The organism is Streptomyces sp. NPDC016677 (assembly GCF_055562815.1).
Map to the genome: position 1 here is coordinate 1 of NZ_JBVHEO010000026.1, position 20589 is coordinate 20589.

The 20589-nt window shown below is 74.3% G+C and carries 18 protein-coding genes; 8 read left to right on the top strand and 10 right to left on the bottom strand.

The window, feature by feature from the left end; translation table 11 throughout:
• Both ACZ3IG_RS35145 and ACZ3IG_RS35150 read left to right on the top strand, forming a co-directional pair.
• A partial coding sequence (locus ACZ3IG_RS35145) for a rhodanese-like domain-containing protein (protein ID WP_467437243.1) occupies positions 1-272 on the top strand: 272 nt, incomplete at its 5' end.
• Positions 273-384: 112 nt separating this feature from the next.
• Positions 385-1155, top strand: a complete 771-nt coding sequence (locus ACZ3IG_RS35150; protein ID WP_467437244.1) for a class I SAM-dependent methyltransferase — start codon at positions 385-387, stop codon at positions 1153-1155.
• A 31-nt stretch (positions 1156-1186) separates the two neighbouring features.
• On the opposite strand, the gene ACZ3IG_RS35155 is transcribed toward ACZ3IG_RS35150, so the two are convergent.
• The 3 genes from ACZ3IG_RS35155 to ACZ3IG_RS35165 all read right to left on the bottom strand — a co-directional run bounded on the left by ACZ3IG_RS35155 (position 1187) and on the right by ACZ3IG_RS35165 (position 3702).
• Positions 1187-1771: a GNAT family N-acetyltransferase gene (locus ACZ3IG_RS35155; RefSeq protein ID WP_467437246.1), complete on the bottom strand. Its 585-nt coding sequence runs from the start codon at positions 1769-1771 to the stop codon at positions 1187-1189.
• Positions 1772-1867: 96 nt separating this feature from the next.
• The gene (locus ACZ3IG_RS35160; protein ID WP_467437247.1) at positions 1868-2683 is read right to left on the bottom strand and encodes an SAM-dependent methyltransferase; all 816 of its coding nucleotides are present in this window, start codon (positions 2681-2683) and stop codon (positions 1868-1870) included.
• Positions 2684-2826: 143 nt separating this feature from the next.
• Positions 2827-3702 carry a helix-turn-helix domain-containing protein gene (locus ACZ3IG_RS35165; protein WP_467437248.1) on the bottom strand — a complete coding sequence of 292 codons (876 nt, stop codon included), beginning with the start codon at positions 3700-3702 and terminating at the stop codon, positions 2827-2829.
• Positions 3703-4573: 871 nt separating this feature from the next.
• Between ACZ3IG_RS35165 and ACZ3IG_RS35170 the strand changes: the two genes are divergently transcribed.
• The 3 genes from ACZ3IG_RS35170 to ACZ3IG_RS35180 all read left to right on the top strand — a co-directional run bounded on the left by ACZ3IG_RS35170 (position 4574) and on the right by ACZ3IG_RS35180 (position 7757).
• The gene (locus ACZ3IG_RS35170) at positions 4574-5023 is read left to right on the top strand and encodes a hypothetical protein (protein ID WP_467437250.1); all 450 of its coding nucleotides are present in this window, start codon (positions 4574-4576) and stop codon (positions 5021-5023) included.
• Between the two features lie 86 nt (positions 5024-5109).
• Entirely contained in the window at positions 5110-6078 is a 969-nt protein-coding gene (locus tag ACZ3IG_RS35175) for a threo-3-hydroxy-L-aspartate ammonia-lyase (RefSeq protein ID WP_467437251.1), read from the top strand.
• 119 nt (positions 6079-6197) lie between these two features.
• Positions 6198-7757, top strand: a complete 1560-nt coding sequence (locus ACZ3IG_RS35180; protein ID WP_467437252.1) for a carboxylesterase/lipase family protein — start codon at positions 6198-6200, stop codon at positions 7755-7757.
• A gap of 58 nt (positions 7758-7815) precedes the next feature.
• Here ACZ3IG_RS35180 and ACZ3IG_RS35185 read toward each other — a convergent pair whose 3' ends face one another.
• Positions 7816-8754, bottom strand: coding sequence for a TauD/TfdA dioxygenase family protein (locus ACZ3IG_RS35185; protein ID WP_467437254.1), 939 nt, complete (start codon positions 8752-8754; stop codon positions 7816-7818).
• Positions 8755-9098: 344 nt separating this feature from the next.
• Positions 9099-10010: a YceI family protein gene (locus ACZ3IG_RS35190; protein ID WP_467437255.1), complete on the bottom strand. Its 912-nt coding sequence runs from the start codon at positions 10008-10010 to the stop codon at positions 9099-9101.
• Positions 10011-10383: 373 nt separating this feature from the next.
• On the opposite strand from ACZ3IG_RS35190, the gene ACZ3IG_RS35195 reads away from it, so the two are divergent.
• From ACZ3IG_RS35195 to ACZ3IG_RS35205, 3 genes are all read left to right on the top strand, one after another.
• Positions 10384-12228: a helix-turn-helix domain-containing protein gene (locus ACZ3IG_RS35195; RefSeq protein ID WP_467437256.1), complete on the top strand. Its 1845-nt coding sequence runs from the start codon at positions 10384-10386 to the stop codon at positions 12226-12228.
• A 178-nt stretch (positions 12229-12406) separates the two neighbouring features.
• Entirely contained in the window at positions 12407-13669 is a 1263-nt protein-coding gene (locus ACZ3IG_RS35200) for a styrene monooxygenase/indole monooxygenase family protein (RefSeq protein WP_467437258.1), read from the top strand.
• Positions 13670-13765: 96 nt separating this feature from the next.
• A complete protein-coding gene (locus ACZ3IG_RS35205) occupies positions 13766-15547 on the top strand; it encodes an aminotransferase class I/II-fold pyridoxal phosphate-dependent enzyme (protein ID WP_467437259.1) in 1782 nt (593 codons plus the stop codon).
• Between the two features lie 133 nt (positions 15548-15680).
• Here the strand turns inward: ACZ3IG_RS35205 and ACZ3IG_RS35210 are convergent, their stop codons facing one another.
• From ACZ3IG_RS35210 to ACZ3IG_RS35230, 5 genes are all read right to left on the bottom strand, one after another.
• The gene (locus ACZ3IG_RS35210) at positions 15681-16013 is read right to left on the bottom strand and encodes an antibiotic biosynthesis monooxygenase family protein (RefSeq protein WP_467437261.1); all 333 of its coding nucleotides are present in this window, start codon (positions 16011-16013) and stop codon (positions 15681-15683) included.
• A gap of 42 nt (positions 16014-16055) precedes the next feature.
• Entirely contained in the window at positions 16056-17384 is a 1329-nt protein-coding gene (locus ACZ3IG_RS35215; RefSeq protein WP_467437262.1) for a lysine N(6)-hydroxylase/L-ornithine N(5)-oxygenase family protein, read from the bottom strand.
• A 44-nt stretch (positions 17385-17428) separates the two neighbouring features.
• Positions 17429-18253, bottom strand: a complete 825-nt coding sequence (locus tag ACZ3IG_RS35220) for an ABC transporter ATP-binding protein (RefSeq protein WP_467437294.1) — start codon at positions 18251-18253, stop codon at positions 17429-17431.
• An 88-nt stretch (positions 18254-18341) separates the two neighbouring features.
• Complete coding sequence (locus ACZ3IG_RS35225) at positions 18342-19439, bottom strand: FecCD family ABC transporter permease (RefSeq protein ID WP_467437263.1); 1098 nt, start codon at positions 19437-19439, stop codon at positions 18342-18344.
• A gap of 3 nt (positions 19440-19442) precedes the next feature.
• Positions 19443-20483: a FecCD family ABC transporter permease gene (locus ACZ3IG_RS35230; RefSeq protein ID WP_467437265.1), complete on the bottom strand. Its 1041-nt coding sequence runs from the start codon at positions 20481-20483 to the stop codon at positions 19443-19445.
• Between the last annotated feature and the right edge of the window lie 106 nt (positions 20484-20589).

The following is a 20589-nucleotide window of genomic DNA, read 5'->3' on the forward strand; positions in this document are numbered from 1 at the left end:
GTCCTCTCGTGGTCGATCTGCGTGGGCCGCATGCCTACGCGGCGCTGCACATCGAGGGTTCGCTGAACATCGTGGACGAGGTGTTCGAGGAACTGCTGCGGGGCGGGCTGCCGTTCAGCAGGAGCACGCCGGTCCTGCTGGCCTGTCCGGTCGGTGAGAAGTCGCTGCGGTACGCGGCGGCGCTGGCGCGGCTGGGGCATCCGGACGTACGGAGCCTGGCGGGCGGGATCGTCGCCTGGCGGGACGCGGGCGCCCCACTGGTACGGGAGTGAACGGCCCGAGCGTCCGCCACCGCCTCCGGTGGTAAGTGATAACCGTTTCCACCTGTAGATTTCTGTCCCGGGCAGTGAAACAGGCGAGAGACGGAAGAGGTGGCGCGACCAGATGGGCGTGAGCATGGGAACGGCCGCGATGTGGGTCGAGCGCTGGGAGCGGCAGCAGCGTCGCTACGCGGTGGACCGCGAGGAACGGTTCACGGTGATCGCGGATGTCGTCGAACACGTCACGATGACGGCCGGCCCCCGGCCGCTCCTGCTCGACCTGGGCTGCGGCCCCGGCTCCCTGTCCGCCCGGCTCGCCCACCGGATGCCGGACGCGGAGATCGTCGCCGTGGACATGGACCCGCTGCTGCTGGAGCTGGGGCGTACCCACCACAGCGACGCCGCCCGGTACGTCGACGCCGTCATCGGCGCGGACGGCTGGACCGACGCGCTGGAGCTGCGCCGCGGCCTGGACGCCGCCGTCTCGACCACCGCCCTGCACTATCTCGACGAGCCCACGCTCCTGGACACCTACCGGGCCGTCGCGGCCCTGCTGCGGCCCGGCGGTGTCCTGGTCAACGGTGACCACTTCCGGCCGGCGGCGACGTCCTGCTCCGACCTGACCGCGCTCGTGGGACGCCGCCGCGCCGAGCGGACGGGTTCCCACACCCATGAGGACTGGCGGTCCTGGTGGTCCGAGGTGGCCCGGGACCCCGAACTGGCCGACCTGTTCACGGAGCGCGAGCGGCGCCGGCCGGTCGGTGGCGGGAGCGGCGGTGCGGGGGACCTCTCCCTGGACCGGCACACCGAGCTGCTGCACCGGGCGGGTTTCCGGCACGTCACGCCGGTCTGGCAGTTCGGGGACAGCTGCGTGCTGGTGGCCGTCAAGGAGTGAGGGGCGAGGGCTGGGGAGGCGGGCCCCGGCCTCAGCTCTCCGTGGCAGGCTCGTCCCGGAGGGCCAGGGACATCAGTATCTCGTCGCGGTCGTCGCCCGGCGCCACCCGCAGCGCCCCCGGCCACCGGCCGACCTCCGTCCAGCCTGCCTTGCGGTAGAAGACTTCGAGCCCGAGGCCGGCCCGCGCGGTCAGCTTCAGCCGCTCCAGGCCCATCTCGTCGCGGGCCACGTCCCGCACATGACGCATCAGCGCCGCCCCGATACCCAGGCCGCGCAACGGCACCTGGGTCTGGACGTGGTTGACGACACCGCAGTGTGTCTCCAGCGGATGCGACTCGCGGCGGACCAGCAGCCAGCCCGCGAGGGCGCCGTCCACGGTGGCCACGAGCAGCCGGCTCCGCCGGGGGGCGAGTTGCTCCACGAGCCGGTCCAGGGCGGGGGCGAGGTGTGACGGGGACACCGGCGGCAGGGGGCAGTCCGCCGGGATCACCGCCCCGCCGGCGTTGGCCACCGCCGCCCAGCAGGCGAGCAGTTCCCGGCGCAGGGCCGACGGCAGGTCCTCGGGCCGGGTTATCTGACCGAACGCGGGGGCGTGCACTGTCTCGGGTGCTGTCACACCCGCCAGCTTGCCAGAGACGGGTGTGTCCCGCCGTGGCGGGGGAGCGGTCCCGTGGCCGCACGGGCCGCCGGTGTCCGCACCCCTGCGGGGGCGTCACGGCTTGCGGGCGACCGCTCCGTACATGGCGATGTCCTCGTCGCGGATGCCCTGTTCGCCGGTGCCGTCCGGGTGCCACTTGTGCACCTGCACGATGCCCGGCTCGACCAGTTCCAGACCCTCGAAGAACTCATGGGCCTCGTCCAGGGTGCGCAGCCGCATCGGCATGTCCCGGGCCGCGTACTCACGGGCGACCCGCGCCACCTCCTCGGGGGCGAACTCCGCGGTGCCGATCGACATCGCCAAGTAGCTGCCCGACGGCAGCGGTTCGAGGAGCCGGCGGACCACTCCCACCGCGTCGTGCTCGTCCAGCATGAAGTGCACGATGGCGATGACGGTCAGCGCCACCGGCCGCGTCAGGTCGAGGGTCTCGCGCAGTTCCGGCGCGTCGAGGATGGCCGCCGGGTCACGGAAGTCGGCCTCCAGGTACGCCGTCCTGCCCTCCGGCGTGCTGGCCAGCAGCCCCTGGGAGAGGGTGAGCACGATGGGATCGTTGTCGACGTAGACCACCCGCGCGTCGGGGGCCACCGCCTGGGCGATCTCGTGGAGGTTGGGGGAGGTGGGGATGCCGGTGCCGACGTCCAGGAACTGGCGCATCCCCGCCGTCTCGGCGAGCCAGCGCACGGCGCGGTTCATCCAGTCCCGGTTGGCGCGCATGTGGACCGGCAGGGCGGGCCACTCCCGGGACATGGCGTCGCCCGCCTCCTGGTCCGCCGGATAGTAGTCCTTGCCGCCCAGGATGTAGTCGTAGATCCGCGCGGAGTGCGCGTGCTCGGTGTCGATGCGGTCAGCGGGCCATCCGTTGTCGGGCACCGTCATGTCTCCCATACAGGTTGTGAGGTTCGGGCCAACGCCCAACAAAGAAAGCACACTTCGCAGCGGAGCGTCGGCGGCACCGGCTCTCACACCCGGCGCCGACCGCACCGTCTGGCCCTCGCGCGCCGCAGGGCGTGCCGTCACAGTTCCTTGCGCAGCGCGTCGAGAACGGCCTCGGTCCGGGCGGCGGGCGTCGCCTGGGCGCCCAGCCGGTCCAGGGCCTCCCGGTACACCACGACATCGTTGCCCTTGTCGAGGTAGACGGCGCCGACCAGTCCGTCGAGGTAGACGACGTCGGGGAGCTCCCGGGCCCGGAACCGGAAGAGCTGGAACGCGCCCGCCCGCATGGCGGGATGCGGTCCGCCGGCGAACGGCATGATCTGCACCGTCACGTGCGGCAGCCGGTTGACCTCGATGAGATGTCCGATCTGCGCGCGCATCACGTCCGCCCCGCCGACCGGCCAGCGCAGCACCGTCTCGTCCATCACCACCCACACCCTGGGCGGCGCCTGGCGGGTCAGCAGGTCCTGGCGGCGCATCCGCAGCGCCACCCGGCGCTCGGTGGCCTCGGCCGGGGCGTGCGGGTTGCCGGCGCCCAGCAGGGCCCGCGCGTACGCCTCGGTCTGCAGCAGCCCGTGGACGAACGCGCTCTCGTAGGCCCGGATCTGCAACGCCGCCTGCTCCAGGCTCAGATAGGCGGCGTACCAGTCCGGCATGACATCGCGGTAGGTGTGCCACCAGCCGCGCTTGTTGGCCTCGCGGACCGACTTCAGGAACGTGTCGATCTCCTGCTGGTCGGTCACCCCGTAGACCTGGAGGAGCTTCTCGGCGTCGGTCAGCCGCAGCCGAGCCACCTTGGCGGCCTCCATCCGGCGGATGGTGGAGTGGCTGACCCCGATGGCGTCCCCCGCCTCCTCGTACGTCAGGCCGGCCCGGGACCGCAGTTCCTCCAGCTGCTTGCCGAGGATCATGCGAAGGACGGAGGGAGCGCCGCCCCAGTCGGTCTCCGCCCGCACGCCCGCTCCCTCACTCGCTCGGAAAGTCCCCGGGTCACCGTCTCATGCGTACAGGTGACACGGGCCGTCGCGGCCACGTGGCCGCGAAGAGCAGCATGCACGTGGGCACTTGCAATTTTCAACTTGCCGGTTGCGAGGCGTGGTCGGAAGGTGCCACAGTGGAGTCACCGTTCCGGTTGTCACGTACACCGGTGATGCCGCACCGGCTGCCGGCGGTCCGGGTATGGCCGGTGCGAAGGCGGACGGAAGGCGATGGCGATGTGTGGCCCTTTCCTCTCGGACGCCCGGCGGACCGCCCGGACACGACCGGGTCGGAACGCCACCCCACCCGTGCCACCCGCGGCCGGCCCGCCCGAGCCCGAGCCGCGGGGCGGCAGCGCGGGGACCGGGCGTCCGGTCGACCACCGGACCGCACCCGGCCCCCGCGCACACCCGGAGGCGGGCACACCGGTCGACTCCCCGGGCCGACGGCCCCGACCGGCCCGCCTCCGGGAACTCCCTGACCCCGTCCCACCGTACGGCGCGCGGGGCCGCCGCACGCCGCGGGCACGGCACCCTCACCGACCTCGCGGAAAACAGACACGAGCAGGGTGGCCCCCGTTTGAGAACGCCTACGCGCACGGGTGGCGTCCGCCTGAGAACGGCTACGAGCGCGGGCGGCCCCCGCCCGAGGAAGACCTCATCACGACGGCACCCGCTGAGAACAGACACGAGCACGGCGGCGTCCGCCCGGCAACGGACACCAACGCGGTGGCACCCGCCCGAGACAGCGCGGCGGCACCCGCCTGACCACGGAGGCCGACCGCACCACCGGCGGTCCCGTGCCGCCCTGCCCGGCCCACCCCCCACTCGGCCGAAGGACTCCTGCCTCATGGACCGACCGTCCCGCCCCGACCTCTCATCGCCCCGCCCGCGGCCGTGCTCGCCCGAGCACACCGAGCGCCTGCGGATACCGGCGCGGCTCTCCGCGGACCTCGGCTACGACGCCGTGGGACTGCCCCGGGAACACGGCGAGCACATCATGGACCGGCTGCCCCGCGTGGGCTGTGTCTTCGGCGACGACCGGCGCTGGTGGTGGATCGTCCCCTCCGGCTCGCAGATCGGCGTGGTCTGGCCGCCCGGTACCACGTACGCCGTCGGCGCCCGGGTGGCCGACCCCTCCTGGACCTCCACCCACCGGCCGAAACCGGGCGCCGACCGGCCCGGACTCATCCACGCGCCCCGCACCGGCTCCCCGTACACCCCGCCGATACCCCTCTACGTCCTCACCTGCCGCCTGGCCGGCGGCCCGCCGTGCTGGCAACTGGACGCCACCGGCTGACCCCTCGGCACCACGGCCCCCGCGGCCATACCCTGTACGGGCCGGCACGGCCCGGCCGGCCGTCTCCCGACCCCGAAGGACGCATCATGGCCGCCGTTGAGCCCGTCACCTTCGACGACGTGCGGGACGCCGCCGCGCGTCTCGCGGGCGTCGCCCACCGCACCCCGGTGCTGACCTCCCGCACCCTCGACGCCCGGGTCGGGGCCGAGGTGTTCGTCAAGTGCGAGAACTTCCAGCGGGTCGGCGCCTTCAAGTTCCGCGGCGCCTACAACGCCGCCTCCCGGCTCTCCCCCGAGCAGCGGGCCAAGGGCATCGCCGCCTACTCCTCCGGCAACCACGCCCAGGCCGTCGCCCTGGCCGCCCGCGAACTGGGCACCACCGCAGTGATCCTCATGCCCGAGGACGCCCCGCGCGCCAAACGGGAGGCGACCGCCGGATACGGTGCGGAGATCGTCACCTACGACCGCTACACCGAGGACCGCGCCGAGCTCGGCGCGGCCCTGGCACGGGACCGCGGCCTGGCCCTCATCCCGCCCTACGACCATCCGCACGTCATCGCGGGCCAGGGCACCGCCGCCCTCGAACTGCTGGAGGACACCGGCCCGCTGGACGCCCTCGTGGTGCCGGTCGGCGGCGGCGGGCTCATCGCCGGCAGCGCCGTCACCGCCACGGCCCTGCACCCGGCGGTCCGGGTCGTCGGGGTGGAACCCGAGGCGGGCGACGACACCAAGCGCTCGCTGGCCGCCGGTGAACGCGTCACCGTCCCCGTCCCGCGCACCATCGCCGACGGCCAGGCGCTGTCCACCCCCGGTGAGATCACCTTCGCCGTGAACCGGCGCCTCGTGGACGCGATCGCGCTCGTCACCGACGAGGAGATCGTGCGCGCCATGCGCTTCGCCTTCGAACGCCTGAAGATCGTCCTCGAACCCAGCGGCGCCACCGCCCTGGCCGCCCTGCTGACCGGGCGTGTCGAGCACCCGCCGCGGCGGGTCGGCGTCATCGCCTCCGGCGGCAACGTCGACGCCGCGCGGTTCGGCGCGCTCCTCGGCGGCTGACGCGGCGGTCGGCCCGGCGGGCGCGGGCGGCCGAGACCGGTGATTCACGCGATGCCGGCCGCCCGCCGGTGCGGCGAGACTGCGGAGTCGTCCGGAACCCTCTCCTTGTGGAGGCAACCATGATGTCATGGGCACGACATATCGGAATCCGGGCGGGCGCGCTCCTGCTGCTGGCCACCGGCCTGTGGTCCGCACCCGCCCCCGCCGTCGCCGCCGCCGACGGACCCACCGTCACCACCCGCTACGGGCAAGTCCGGGGCGAGGCGGGCGAAACCGCGCACTCCTACCTCGGCATCCCCTACGCCGCGCCACCGGTCGGCCCGCTCCGGTGGCGTCCGCCGGCCGCGCCCGCGCGCTGGACCGGCGTCCGGGACGCCACCGCCCCGGGCGATCCCTGTACGCAGACCGCCTCGGACAGCCCCTGGGGCGACCTGGCCGGACCCGGCACCCCCAGCGAGGACTGCCTCTACCTCAACGTCCACACCCCGGCCCGGCCGTCACCGCTCAAGCGCCCGGTGATGGTGTGGATCCACGGCGGTGGCTTCACCGTCGGCTCCGGGGCCTTCTACGACGGCAGCACCCTCGCGGCCGACGGCGGCGTGGTGGTCGTCACCCTCAACTACCGCCTCGGCGCCTTCGGTTACCTGGCCCACCCGGACCTGGCCGGCGAGTCCGCGGAGGGCAGCTCCGGGAACTACGGGGTGCTCGACCAGCAGGCGGCGCTGCGCTGGGTGCGCGACAACGTGGCGGCCTTCGGCGGCGACCCCGACAACGTCACGGTGTTCGGGGAGTCGGCGGGCGGCGGCAGCGTCTGCCACCAACTCGTCTCGCCGCGCACCGTCGGCCTGTTCGACCGGGCCATCGCCCAGTCGGGCTGCGGGTTCACCCTGCCCACCCAGGAGTCGCAGCGGAGCCGCGGCACCGCCTGGGCCGGCTCGCTGGGCTGCGCGGACGCCGCGTGCCTGCGCGCGCTGCCCGCCGACCGCGTGCTCACCGCCGCGCAGAGCCCCACCGCCCGCTGGACGCCCAACGTCGACGGTGCCGTGCTGCCCCGGCAGGTGACGGACGCGCTGGAGAGCGGACGGTTCCACCGGGTTCCCGTCCTCCAGGGCACCACCGCCGACGAGGGCCGCCTCACCGTGGCGAGCACCTACGACCTGGCCGGCCGGCAGCTCACCGCCGCCGGATACCCGCCCGCGGTCCGCGCCCTCTACGGCGACCGGTCCGACGCGGTCCTCGCCCGCTACCCGCTGTCGGACTACGGCACGCCCGCCGAGGCGCTCGGCGCGATCCTCACCGACTCCCCGTTCGCCTGCCCGCAGTCCCGGACGGCGGGCCTGATGGCCCGGTACGTACGCTCCTACCAGTACGAGTTCGCCGACCGGCACGCCATGGACCACCTCGGCCTGCCGGTCAGCTTCCCGATCGGGGCCCCGCACGGCTCCGAGATCCGGTACGTCTTCGGCGGCGTCACCGGCACCCCCGCCCAGAACGCCCTGGCCGACGCGATGCTCGGCTACTGGACGACCTTCGCGAAGACCGGCGTCCCGTACGCCGCCGGTGCCCCGCACTGGCCCCTCTTCCCGAAGGTCCAGATCCTCGACCCCGAGGCGATCACCGCGCAGACCATGTTCCCCGAACGGCACCGGTGCGACCTGTGGAACCAGCCCGCCTCCTGACCCAGGGGCCCGGCCCGGGGCAGTACCGCCGCCCCGGGCCGGGACCGTGTGCGGCGGGTCAGTACGGGCGGTCGCCGGTGATGGCGACGCGCTCCGCGACGCGGCGGTCGCAGCCGTAGTCGTAGACGGCGTAGTGCTGGGTGGCGCGGTTGTCCCAGAACGCGATGTCGCCCGGCCGCCAGCGGAACCGCACCTGGTACTCCGGCACGTGCGCCTGCTGGAACAGGAACCGCAGCAGCCGGTCGCTCTCGTCGCGGTCCATGCCGGTGATGTGGGTGGTGAAGGAGGTGTTGACGAACAGCATCCGCCGTCCGGTCACGGGATGGGTGCGCACCACGGGGTGCTCGACGGGCGGGAAGAGGTCCTGGAAGGGGGCGAGCCGCTCGGGGCCGTAGAAGCGGGCGAAGCCGGGGATGAAGTCGTGCACGGCACGGGCGCTGTCGACGCGGTCCTTCACCTCCTGCGGCAGGTTGTCGTAGGCGGCGGCCATGTCCGCCCACATGGTGTCACCGCCGAACGGGGGCACCTCGCGCAGTTGCAGGACGGCGCCGAGCGCGGGCCGTTCGCGGAAGGTGACGTCGGTGTGCCAGACGTTCTCGAAGGTGGGGACGGCGCCGCGGCTCTTGTCGAAGCGGACGACGTCCTCGCCGGCGCCCGTGGCCAGCAGCGGGTTGGTCTCCAGGTCGCCCCAGTTGCGGGCGAACGCGCGCTGCTGGTCGGAAGTGAGGTGCTGGGAGCGGAAGAAGAGGACCTTCCACTCCACCAGGGCGCGGTCCAGCTCCTCGCGCAGGGCGGGCGTCAGCGGACGCGACAGGTCCACACCACGGATCTCGGCCCCGATGGTGCGGGCCTGCGGGACGACGTCGAAGAGTTCGTACGGGCGCTCCTCCCACCCGTCGGGCAGCCGGCGCAGGACGCGCGGCCCCTCGTAGAGCCCGTCTGCGGGGATGCGTGCGGTGCGGAGCGTGACGGACGGCACAGTGGCCGTGGCGGTCATGGGGATCCTCTCCTTCGGGCCGGCCCGGCCGGGACGGCGGACACGCGGAGCGGAGCGGACGGAACACCCGGAACGCGGGAGAGAGCCGTCCGCGGCGCGCCGCCGTCACGGCCGGCCCTGGCAACGGCGGATGGGCGTCCGGTACGACGGGACGCCGGTGCGTGCGGGGAGGCGCGGTGAGCCCACGGGCTCGCGCGCGGAAGGTCTCCGGCTACCGGCCGGAGCGCTCACACCCGGTTCGCTCCGGGACGCGCAGAGGCCCCGCAGCTGACTCGAACCAGTAAATGAGCATGGAGTGATTGTGTGATCCCCGCTTCGCCGCTGTCAATGGCACCCCGCGCGGGCTACTCGGGAGGATTCGGGGTGTCGTGCGTGCGGTACATCGCCTGGACGTCCAGTTCCAGTTGCACGGTCGGACCCACCACCGCGATGCCGCGCGCCAGCATGGACCGCCAGTTGAGGGTGTAGTCCTCACGGTGCAGTTCCGCCCTGGCCAGCGCCGCGCAGCGCAACTCCTCGCCGTAGCCGCCGTTGACCGTGCCCAGGTAGGTGGTCTCCAGCCCGACCGAGCGGCTCACCCCGTGCATGCTGAGGGTGCCGTTGAGGACCCACTTGCTGCCGCCGCGGTAGGCGAAGCGCGTGCTGACGAAGTCGATGTGCGGGTAGTTCTCCACATCGAGGAAGTCGGCCGACCGGAGGTGGTTGTCCCGCGTGGTGTTGCCCGTGGTGATGCTGGCGGCGTCGATGCGGACCTGGACCCGGGAGTCGGACATGTCCGGCGCCATGTGGAGGACGCCGTCGAAGCGTTCGAAACGGCCGTGCACATGGGCCATGCCGACGTGCTTGGCGATGAACCGGATCGCGGTGTGGGGCGGGTCGAAGACCCAGCTGCCCGCCGGGGGCAGGGCGAGCTGCTGGGCCGAGTGGAGCCGTACCAGCCCCGTGTCGGGGTGCGAGTCGCCGGTGATCTCGATGGTCTCGCGGTGCGGCTCCAGGCCCTCGGCCACGATCAGCATGCTGTAGCGGCCGGCGGGCAGCGCGGCCACGAAGAAGCCGTAGGGGTCGGTGGTGCCGCGGGCGAGGAGCCGGTGGGTGTCGAGCGCGGTGACCGTGACGTCGGCACCGGCCAGCGGCTGGTCGACCGGGTCCAGAACGGTACGGCTGACGCCGCCCGCGCCGGCCGGCAGCGGCAGGGTGAGACTCGGACTGGCCGTGGCGTTCCTGTGCCACCGGCGTCGGAGCAGCCCGAGGGGCATGGTGTTCACCTTTCGTCGAGGGGCGGGGAGTTGGGGTGGAGATGGGGGAGCTGGAAAGTCAGGGAACGGTGCGGATCAGGGACCGAGAGTGTGCACAGGCAACGCTCAGGGTACGGGGACAGGGTAGACCGCCCATGATCATGAGGTGGGCGGGGGTCGTACGAGTGTCTCAATACGAGACAGTGCGCACGTGGCGCGGTGTCCAGGGGTATCGCCCGTCGCCGCCGGGACCGGGCTCGGTACGGTGTGGGACGTCATGACCACGGCACATCACTCCTTCCCAGTCGCACACCATTCCTTCACTTCTCGTTCGCTCGCGCAGCTGCGGCGGGCCCGGCAACGGTTCCTGGCGGGGCGTCCGCTCCCCGACGGTGTGCCTCAGGAGGTGGCCGCCGCCTGGCGGCGCGCCCGGTTCTTCGGGGTACGGCCGGACACGGCCTGGCCCGCGCCGGGCGCCGGGGAGGCGGACCGGGGGCCCGGGCCCGGCACGGACGCCGGGAACGGGTCCGGCCGTCCGCCCGAGCCGGCCCTGCTGGCGGCGGCCCGGCCGGTGCTGGAGCGGCTGGCGCCGAGCCTCGGCGACGGGCGGGCGGTACTCGTCCTCACCGACGAGCGCGCGCGGATCCTGTGGCCGTCCCCCGGCGCGGACCTGTCCGAGCGGCGGGTCGGGCACAACAGCGCGGCCCTCGCGCTGGATACGGGCCGCTCCTGCGCGGTGCACGGCCCCGAGCACGTTCTCGACGCGTGGCAGGACGTGTCCGCGGTCAGCGTGCCGGTCCTGGACCCGGCCGGGCGCGTCCGGGGGACGGTGACCGTGGTGTCACCGCTGTGGACGGACGGCCGTACGCCCCCCGAGGCGGCGCTGGCCGAGGCGGTGGCCGCGCTGGTGGAGACGGAACTGGCGGCGCGGTCGCGCCCGGCGGAACGGGTCCTGCTGGACGCCTACCTCGCGGCGGCGCCCGGCGAGGACCGCGCGGTGGTCGTGTTCGGCGGCCACAGCCGGCTGGTGAGCCGGGCCGCGGCCCGGCTGCTGTCCCCGGCGGACCTGGAACACCTGGAGCGGAACGCGCCGTGGGGCCGGGACCTGGCGTACGGCCCCGCCTCGCGGGAACTGCCGCAGACGGGTGCGGACCTGGGTACGTGTACGGACGCGGAGTCCGGGGCCCGGTCGCCGTCGGCGCCGCGGCCGGATGACGCGGACGGCGTTCCGGAGTCGCCGGACCCGGCCGCCGGGGCCGGCCCGGGGACGGCGTCGGCGATCCCGCCGCCCCGGGACGGCGCCGAGGAACCGCCGGGTGCGGACCTCACGTACGAGATCCGGCTGCCGTCCGGGGCGGTGGCCGCCGCGCGGTTCGCCGCCGTGCGGCATCAGGGGGTGGCCGTCGGGGCCGTGGCCGAGCTGGAGCCGGTGCCCGGCGCGTCCGCGCGGAGCGCCGGCAGGACCACCGTCGCGCTGGCCGGCCGGTCGGTGCCCTGGCGGCGGGCCGTCGAACGGGCCGCCGAACTCGCCGAGGTCCGCGCCCCGTTGCTGCTGGCCGGCGAACGCGGCACCGGTAAGACCACCCTGGCCCGCGAACTCGTCTGCGACCCGCTCGTCCTGGACGCCGCCGAAGGTCCCCTGGGCCAGGGCGTCCTGCCGTCCCGGGACCGCCCGGTCCTCCTGCGGCACGCCGAGCGTCTGGCGCAGCAGGACGTCGCCGTCCTCAACCGCCTGCTCGACGACCGTCCCGACGCGCCGCTCCTGCTCACCTACACCCCCGGCACACCCCCGGGCCCCTGTCTGCAACGGCTCCTGGACGCCTTGTCCGCCCGCTCGGTCACCCTGCCCGCGCTGCGTGAACGGCCCGAGGACATAGAGGACCTCCTCCCCGCCGTCACCCCGCGCCCCGCCGCCGGGCACCCGCCGCTGACCTGGACCCTGGACGCGCTGCGCGCCCTGGAACGCCACCCGTGGCACGGCAACGTCACCGAACTCGCCCACGTCGTACGGGCACTGGCGCTCCAGCGCCGCACGACGGGTCCCGTCCGGCGCTGCGAACTTCCCGACCCGGTGCGCCAGGGCCCCGCCGCCCGCCCGCTCACCCCCATGGAGCAGGCCGAACGCGCCGCCATCCTGGAGGCCCTGCGCCGGCACGGCGGCAACAAGGCCCGCACGGCGGCGGCGCTGGGCATCGGCCGCGCGACGCTCTACCGCAAGCTGCGGAGCTACCAGACGTAGCGGCGCGCGGGCATACCGGACGGGGCGAAGCGCGGGCATACCGTGACGCGGCGAAGCGCGGGCATACCGGCCGGGCGGGAGGGTAGGGCTTCCTCCGCGCCACCCCATGGACCAGCCAGCCACCGAGTCGTGGCCCCGCGCGGACGGGCCGCGACGGGCGTCTCCCGGGAGCCTTGCCATGCCGGACATCGGAATCGTCGGAGCGGGGGTCGCCGGCCTCCACCTGGGCCTGCTGCTGCGCCGGCAGGGCCTGCCCGTCACGCTCTACAGCGACCGGACCCCGGCCCAGGTGGCCACCGGACGCCTGCCGGCCACCGTCGCGCACCACGCCCCCACCCTGCGCCGGGAGGAGGCGCTCGGCGTCGCGTTCTGGCCCGCCGGGGAATACGGCTACACCTGCCACCACCACTACGTCGGCGGCCCCCGGCCGCTGTCGTTCCGCGGCGACTTCACCAGCCCCTCCCGCGCTGTCGACCACCGCCTGGTCCTGCCCGCCCTGACCGAGGTGTTCCAGGAACGCGGCGGCGGACTCCGGGTGGGGCGGGTCGGCGCCGACGACGTGGAGAAGCTCGCCGCCCGGCACGACCTCCTCGTCGTCGCCGCCGGACGCGGCCCGCTCGCCGCGCTCTTCCCCCGGCTGGACGGCCCCGGCTCGGCCACCGCGCCCCGCCGCCGGCTCTGCGCCGGCCTCTACCACGGCGTCGCGCCCGTCGAACCCAAGGGCGTGACCCTGTCCCTCGCCCCCGGCCGCGGCGAACTGATCGAGATCCCGCTGTACTCCCGCGACGGACACGTCACCGCGCTGCTGTTCGAGTGCGTTCCCGGCGGTGGCGCGGACGCGCTGTGCGACATCGACCACCGGGCCGACCCGGCCGCGTTCCGCCGCGCGGTGCTCGACGAACTCGCGGCCCACCACCCCACCGTGTCCGCGCGGATCGTGCCGGGCGAGTTCGGGCTCACGGGCCCGCTCGACCTCGTACGGACGGCGATCGTGCCGACCGTGCGGGCGGACTGGGCCGAACTGCCCGGCGGCCGGTACGCGCTCGCCCTCGGCGACGCCCACACCGTCGTCGACCCCGTCGTCGGGCAGGGCGCCAACGTCGCCTCCTACGCTGCCGAGGTCGTCGCCGAGGCCGTCGCCGAGGCCCTCCTGGAGGACCCCGTCCTCGACGAGCTGTTCTGCCGCCGGGTCGCGCGGCGCCGCGGCGAGGTCGTCATGGGAGCGGCCCGCTGGTCCGAACTCATGCTCCAGCCACCGGGGCACGTACGCCAGTTGCTCGGTGCGATGAGCGAACTGCGCGGCGCGGCCGACGAGTTCACCGACAACTTCGGCCACCCCGACCGGCAGTGGCGCGTCGTCGCCACGCCCGAGCGCACCCACGCGTTCCTGGCCCGGCACGGCGCCGCCCGCGTGCGGCACACCGAGGGCGGCCGCGCCTGAGCCCCCGTACTCAGCCCGTCTGCGTCCCCGGACTCTGAGCCCGGCCCGTGCCCGTCTCGCACGATGGGGGCCCATCCCGTGGCGGAAGAGGCATGCATGGGCCGTGACCTGCAAGTGCGCGTGGCGACCACCGAGGATCTCCCGTGGATCCACGAGCTGCGCCACCGGGTGTACGCACAGGAACTGGGCCAGCATCCGCCGGACCCGTCCGGGCGGCTGTCCGACGGACTCGACGGCGACAACGTCTACCTCGTCGTGGCCCACGGCCCGGCCCGCACCGGATTCGTCAGCGTGACGCCGCCCTGGGCGGGCCGGTACGCCCTGGAGAAGTACCTCACGCGCGAGGAACTGCCGGTGCTGTCCGGGGACGGCGTGTTCGAGGTGCGCCTGCTCACCGTGGAACCGGAGCGGCGGTCGACCGGCGCGGCGACGCTGCTGATGTACGCGGCGCTGCGCTGGATCGCGGCCCGGGGCGGCCGCCGGGTGGTGGCGATGGGCCGCACCGAGCTGCTCGCCATGTACCTGGCCACCGGACTGCGCCCCGTCGGTCGTACCGTCCGCAGCGGCGCCCCGTCCTTCGAGGTGCTGGCCGGGAGTGTGACCGGCCTGACCCGGGCGGCGACCGGCCGCTACCGCGCCGCGCTCGCCCGGCTGCGGGACCGGACGGACTGGCGGCTGGACACGCCCTTCGCCGCCCCGCCGGACGGCTGCGAACACGGCGGCGCCTCCTTCACGGCGATCGGCACCGACTTCGCCGATCTGGACCGGCGCCACCGGATCGTCGCCGCCGACGTCCTGGACGCCTGGTTCCCGCCGGCCCCCGGCGTCCGGGCGGTGCTCGCCGAGGACCCGGCCTGGGCCGCCCGGACCTCACCGCCCGCCGGAGCCGAGGGCCTGCTCGCGGCGGTCTCCGCGGCCCGCGCGCTGCCGGTGGACACGCTCGCGGTCGGCGCGGGCTCCTCCGACCTGATCTTCCGGGCGTTCGGCCGGTGGCTGACCCCCACCAGCCGGGTCCTGCTGACGGACCCCTGCTACGGCGAGTACGCCCATGTCACGGAGCGGGTGATCGGCTGCCGCGTCGACCGGTTCCCGCTGCGCCGCGCGGACGGCTGGCGGATCGACCCCGACCGGCTGGCGTCCGCCGTCGCCCGTGGCGGCTACGACCTCGTGGTCCTGGTCAACCCGAACAACCCGACCGGGCGCCACGCCCCCGCCGATCGACTGCGGCCCCTGCTCGCCGCCGCGCCGCCCCGGACCCGCTGGTGGATCGACGAGGCGTACATCGGCTACGCCGGCCTCACCGAGTCGCTCGCCCCGCTCGCCGCGACGGACCCGCGGGTGGTGGTCTGCACCTCGCTGTCGAAGATGTACGCGCTGTCCGGCGTGCGGGCCGCCTACCTGGTGGCCGAACCCGCCACCGCGGCACGGCTGCGCGACTGGACGCCGCCCTGGCAGGTCGGGCTCCCGGCGCAGCTGGCCGCGGTGGCGGCGCTGCGCGACCCGGCGTACTACTCCGGCCGCTGGCTGCGCACCCACGCCCTGCGCCGGTCCCTCGCCGCCGGCCTGGCGGCGCTGGACGGAACGCTGGAGGTCGAGGAGTCGGTGGCGAACTTCCTCACCCTCACCCTGCCGCCCGGCGGTCCGGGTGCCGCCCCTCTGGTGGCCGAGTGCCGTCGCCAGGGCGTGTACCTGCGTGATCTGTCCCCGCTGTCCCCGCGCTACGAGGGCCGCGCCGTGCGGATCGCGGTCCGGGACACCGAGGAGAACGCCCGTGTCGTCGCCGCCTGCCGCGCCGCCCTGGAGACCCTCCGGCCTGGTCCGGCGCCGCGCACCGCCCCGTCCCGGGCGGTCACCACCGGTGCCCTGGCGGCCGGGTGACCCCGTTCCCGTGGGGGCGCTCGGTGGTGCCGGGTTCCGTGGACGAACCTGGCCCCGGCCGGGGAGCCGCCACCGCCGGCCGGCGGCTGTCCCGGCCGGCGGCCGGCAGCGGCCGATCCGGCCGGGCGATCGGCTACGCGCCGGCGGCCGGGCCCGTCTGCTGCACGACCTCGAAGGACCACAGCGTGGAGCCGCTCGCCGCCGGCTTCGGGCGCTCGCCCTCGGGGGCGCCGCCGCCCTGGTGGGCCGACTTCATCGGGCCCTCCATCCACGCCTGGAAGGACTCCTCGTCACGCCACCGGGTGTAGACCAGGTAGGTGTCGGTGCCCTCGACCGGGCGCAGGAGTTCGAACCACTCGAAGCCGTCGGAGTTCTCCACGGCGTGCGCCCGGGAGGCGAAGCGCTTCTCCAGCGTCTCGCGCTGCTCGGCGGGGACCGTCAGTACGTTGATCTTGACTACGCTCATGGCCCCATCCTGCCGTACCGGCCCCGGCGCGGCCGGTCCGGGTCACCCGCGCGGCACATCGGCACGGCGGCGCGCGAGCAGGGCCGAGCAGATCTCCCCGGCGCGTACGGCGGTGGTGGACAGCAGGGTCGAGGTGAGGCCGTGGGTGTGTTCGGTGCCGCCCTGGAGGTAGACGTCGGCGGTGACGCCCGGCGCGGTCTCCACCCGGTGGTCGCGGCCGACGCGCAGGGCGTCCTCGTCGTCGCGCAGACAGAGCTTGGCGATCTCGCCGAGGCTGTCCCCGATGCTCTGCGGGCGGTAGCCGGTGGCGTAGACGAGGACGTCGGAGGCGAGGAGTTCGCGCTCGCCGGTCGGCAGGTACTCGACCGTCACCCGGACGTCCCGGGCGCGGGTCTCGACCTCGCGGATGCGGGAGACGTTGAGCATCCGCAGCCGCTGCCTGCCCTGCACCCGCTCCTGGTACATGGTCCGGGACAACGACTCGATCAGCTCGGTGTCGACCACCGAGTAGTTGGTGGAGCGGTGGTAGTCGAACAGGGACTGCTTGACCTCGGCGGGGGCGCCGTAGAAGACGTCCACGGCCTCGGGATCGAAGATGCGGTTGGCGAACGGGCTGTCGTCGGCCGGCGTGTACCCGTACTTGGCGAACACCGAGCAGATCTCCGCCTCCGGCAGCCTGCGGTGGAGGTAGTCGACGGCCTCGGCGGCGCTCTGCCCGGCGCCGAGCACCACCGCGCGGCGCACCGGCCGGCCGGAGCGGACCAACTCGTCGACCCGCGGCAGCAGTTCGCTGTTGTGCCAGACCAGGTCGGACAGGACGGCGCCGGGCGGCAGCCGGGGCTCCAGACCGGTGGCCACGCACAGGGCGCGGGCGCGGCGCACGGTGTGCCGGCCGGGCGCGGCCGGGTCCCGGCTGACCACGTCGAACCAGCGGACCTCGCCGTCCTCGGTGACCGGCCGGACCGCGACGACCTCGGCGCCGTACGCGACGAGATGGCCGAGGCGGGCGGCGGCCCACTCGAAGTAGTCGTGGAACTCCACCCGCAGCGGGAACAGTGTCTTCTGGTTCAGGAAGTCGACCAGCCTGCCGCGTTCGCGCAGGTAGCACAGGAAGCTGAAGTCGCTGGTGGGGTCGCGCATCGTCACCAGGTCCTTGAGGAAGGACACCTGCATGGTGGCGTCGTCGATCAGCATGCCCCGGTGCCAGCCGAACCGCGGCTGGCGTTCCAGGAATCCGGCGCGGAACGGGGCCTCGGGGTCCGCGGTGACGCCCTGTTCGTGCAGGGCGATCGCCAGGGCCAGGTTGGCCGGGCCGAATCCGACGCCCAGTACGTCGTAGACGGAATCCGGCCCACTGCGCAGTGTCGTCACCGCTTCATCGCCTCCCGTTGCGGGCCGCTTCCCGCAGGCACATGCTAGATAAGGTTAGCCTTACCTGACAATGGGGCGTCCGTGTCGGCCCGTTCGTGGTGACGGCCCATCGGCACCACCATCGGCGTACCGCTGACCGGGTCGCGGCCGACCACGCAGCGCAGGCCGAAGACCTCCTCCACGGTCCGCGCCGTGACCACCTCGGACGGTGCGCCCTCGGCCACGATCCGGCCCGCCTTCATGGCGACGATGTGATCGGCGTAGCGGCAGGCCTGGTTGAGGTCGTGCAGGACCATCACGACCGTGCGGCCCTGATGCCGGTTCAGGTCGGTGATCAGGTCCAGGACATCGATCTGGTGGGCGAGGTCGAGGTACGTCGTCGGCTCGTCCAGCAGCATCACCGGGGTGCCCTGCGCGACCGCCATGGCGATCCAGGCGCGCTGCCGCTGGCCGCCGGACAGCTCGTCGACGGCGCGCTGGGCCAGCTCGGTCATCGCGGTGGCCCGCAGCGCCTCGTGCACGGCCCGTTCGTCGGCGGCCGACCACTGCCGCCACCACGTCTGGTGCGGTGAACGCCCCCGCCCCACCAGGTCGATGACGGTCAGCCCCTCCGGCGCGACCGGCGCCTGCGGAAGGATGCCGAGCCGCTGGGCCAGCACCCGGGTCGGTATCGAGTGGATCGAGCGCCCGTCCAGCTGGACGGTGCCCGCGCCCGGGTTCAGCAGCCGGGCCAGGGCGCGCAGCAGGGTGGACTTGCCGCACGCGTTCGCCCCGACGATCACCGTGATCCGGCCGGCGGGCACGGCCAGGTCGAGCCCGTCGACGACGACCCGGTCGCCGTACGCCAGCCGCAGTCCCTCGGCCCGCAGGTGCGGGCCGGCGCCGGGAGCGCCGTGGGCCGGCTCGTGCGGCGTCTGTCGTACCGCCTCGGATCCAGAAGACTTCGCGGACACTTCCTCACCCTCCAGAACCGGCGCGGTTGGCACGGACCAGCAGCCACAGCAGGACGGGGGCGCCGAGCACGCCCGTGACGATGCCGACCGGAAGCTCGGTGCCCGGAACGAGCTTCCGCGCGGCCAGGTCGGCGACGAGGACCATGACGGCGCCGGTCAGCCCCGCGGTCACCGGCGGCGGGTGGGCGGTGCCGGCCAGCCGCTGGGCGATCTGGGGCGCCGCGAGCGCCACGAACGCCACCGGCCCGGCGGTCGCCGTCCCGAACGCCACCAGGCCCACGCAGGCCAGCAGTACCGCGACCCGCACGGTCTGCACCCGGGTGCCCAGGCCCCGGGCGACGTCGTCGCCCAGTTCCAGGGTCCGCAGCTGCCTCCCGAGCAGCAGCGCCGCCGGCACCAGGACGGCCATCGTCACGGCGAGCGGGCGGATCTGGTCCCAGGTGCGCCCGTTGAGGTTGCCGACCAGCCAGCCCAGGGACGCCTGGGCCTGGAAGCGCTGCCCGCGGGCCATCAGGTAGTCGGTGGCGCTGGTGCACAGCCAGGCCACGCCCACGCCGACCAGCACGATGCGGTACCCGGTGGTGCCCCGCTGCCACGCCAGGACGTACACGAGCAGCGCGGCGGCGAGCGCGCCGAGCAGCCCCAGCGCCTGGGTGCCGACCCCCGCGTCCCAGCCGAGCACGATGCCGGCCACCACCGCGGTCCCGGCGCCCTGGGTGATGCCCATCATGTCGGGACTGGCCAGGGGGTTGTGCGTCATAGTCTGGAGCAGGGCGCCGGAGACCCCGAAGGCGATGCCGACCAGCAGTCCGGCCAGGGAGCGCGGCAGCCGCAGTTCGTGGACGATGAGCCGGGTGCCGGGGTCGCCCGCGCCCACCAGGGCGCGCACCACGTCGGCCAGCGGCAGCGAGATGTCCCCGGTCGCCGTCTCCACGCTGAACGCCAGGAACGCGACGGCGGCGAGGACCAGGCACACGCCGAGGAGCCGGGGCCGCAGCACCCCGGAGACGGGCGGCAGCGCGAACCGGAAGGGGACGCGGCCGGCCGTGCGGCGGGGCGCGGCGTCCCGGCGCTCGGGGACGGGGGCGAGTTCGGTCGTCATGGGTCACAGCTCCGCGAGGCGTCGACGGCGGACCAGCGCGATGAAGAACGGGCCGCCGACGAAGGCGACCAGGATGCCGGCCTGCACCTCGGCCGGCCGGGCGATCAGCCGTCCGGCGATGTCGGCCGCGAGCAGCAGACACGGGGCGAGCACGGCCGACAGCGGCAGCAGCCAGCGGTGGTCCGGGCCGATGCCGGCCGCCTGGGTCAGGACGCGGACGATGTGCGGCACCACCAGTCCGACGAAGACGACGGGCCCGATGACGGCGACGGCTCCGCCGGTGAGCAGGGTCACCGCCACCACGCCCTGGACCCGTACCACGCCGAGCCTCAGACCGAGGGACTTCGCCACGTCGTCGCCGAGCGCGAGGCTGTTCAGCGCGGGGGCGCAGGCCAGGGCCAGCACCGCGCCGACGGCGAGGAAGGGCAGCACCCGCAGCAGCACCCCCTGGTCCTGGTTGGCCAGCGAGCCCGCGGACCAGAAGCGGTACCGGTTCAGGGCGTCCGGGTCGGTGAGGGCGACCGCGCTGGTCAGCGAGAACAGCAGTGAGGTCACGGCGACCCCGGCCAGGGCCAGCTTCACCGGGGTGCTGCCGGAGCGGCCGAGCCCGCCGAGTCCGTAGACCAGCGCACTGGCCACCGCCGCCCCCGCGAAGGCGAACCAGATGTAGCCGTGGACCGAGCCGATGCCCAGGACGCCCACGGCGAGGACGACGGCGAAGGCGGCGCCCGCGCTCACCCCCAGGATGCCGGGGTCGGCCAGCGGGTTGCGGGTCAGCGCCTGCATCAGGGCGCCGGACAGGCCGAGCGCGGCGCCGGTGGCGAGACCGAGCGCGGTGCGGGGCAGCCGTACCGACCAGATGACGTTGTCGACACGGGAGCCGGGCGGGTGGCCGAGCAGGGTGTCCCAGACCTGGCCGGGGGGCACGCTCAGCGCCCCGAACGCCATCGACATCGCGCACAGGGCGAGCAGCGCCGCGCCGGAGAGGATGAGCAGAAGTGCCGCGCGGGGGCCTTTCGCCGCCCGGACCGCCAAGGTCCCCACGTCCGTTTTCCTTCGGTCAGGTCTGCCTGGAATCGCCTGGAAGCTGTGCGCACCCTGTGAATTAGGTAACCCTTACCTTACTATGGCGCCGACCGCCGGCCCAGGG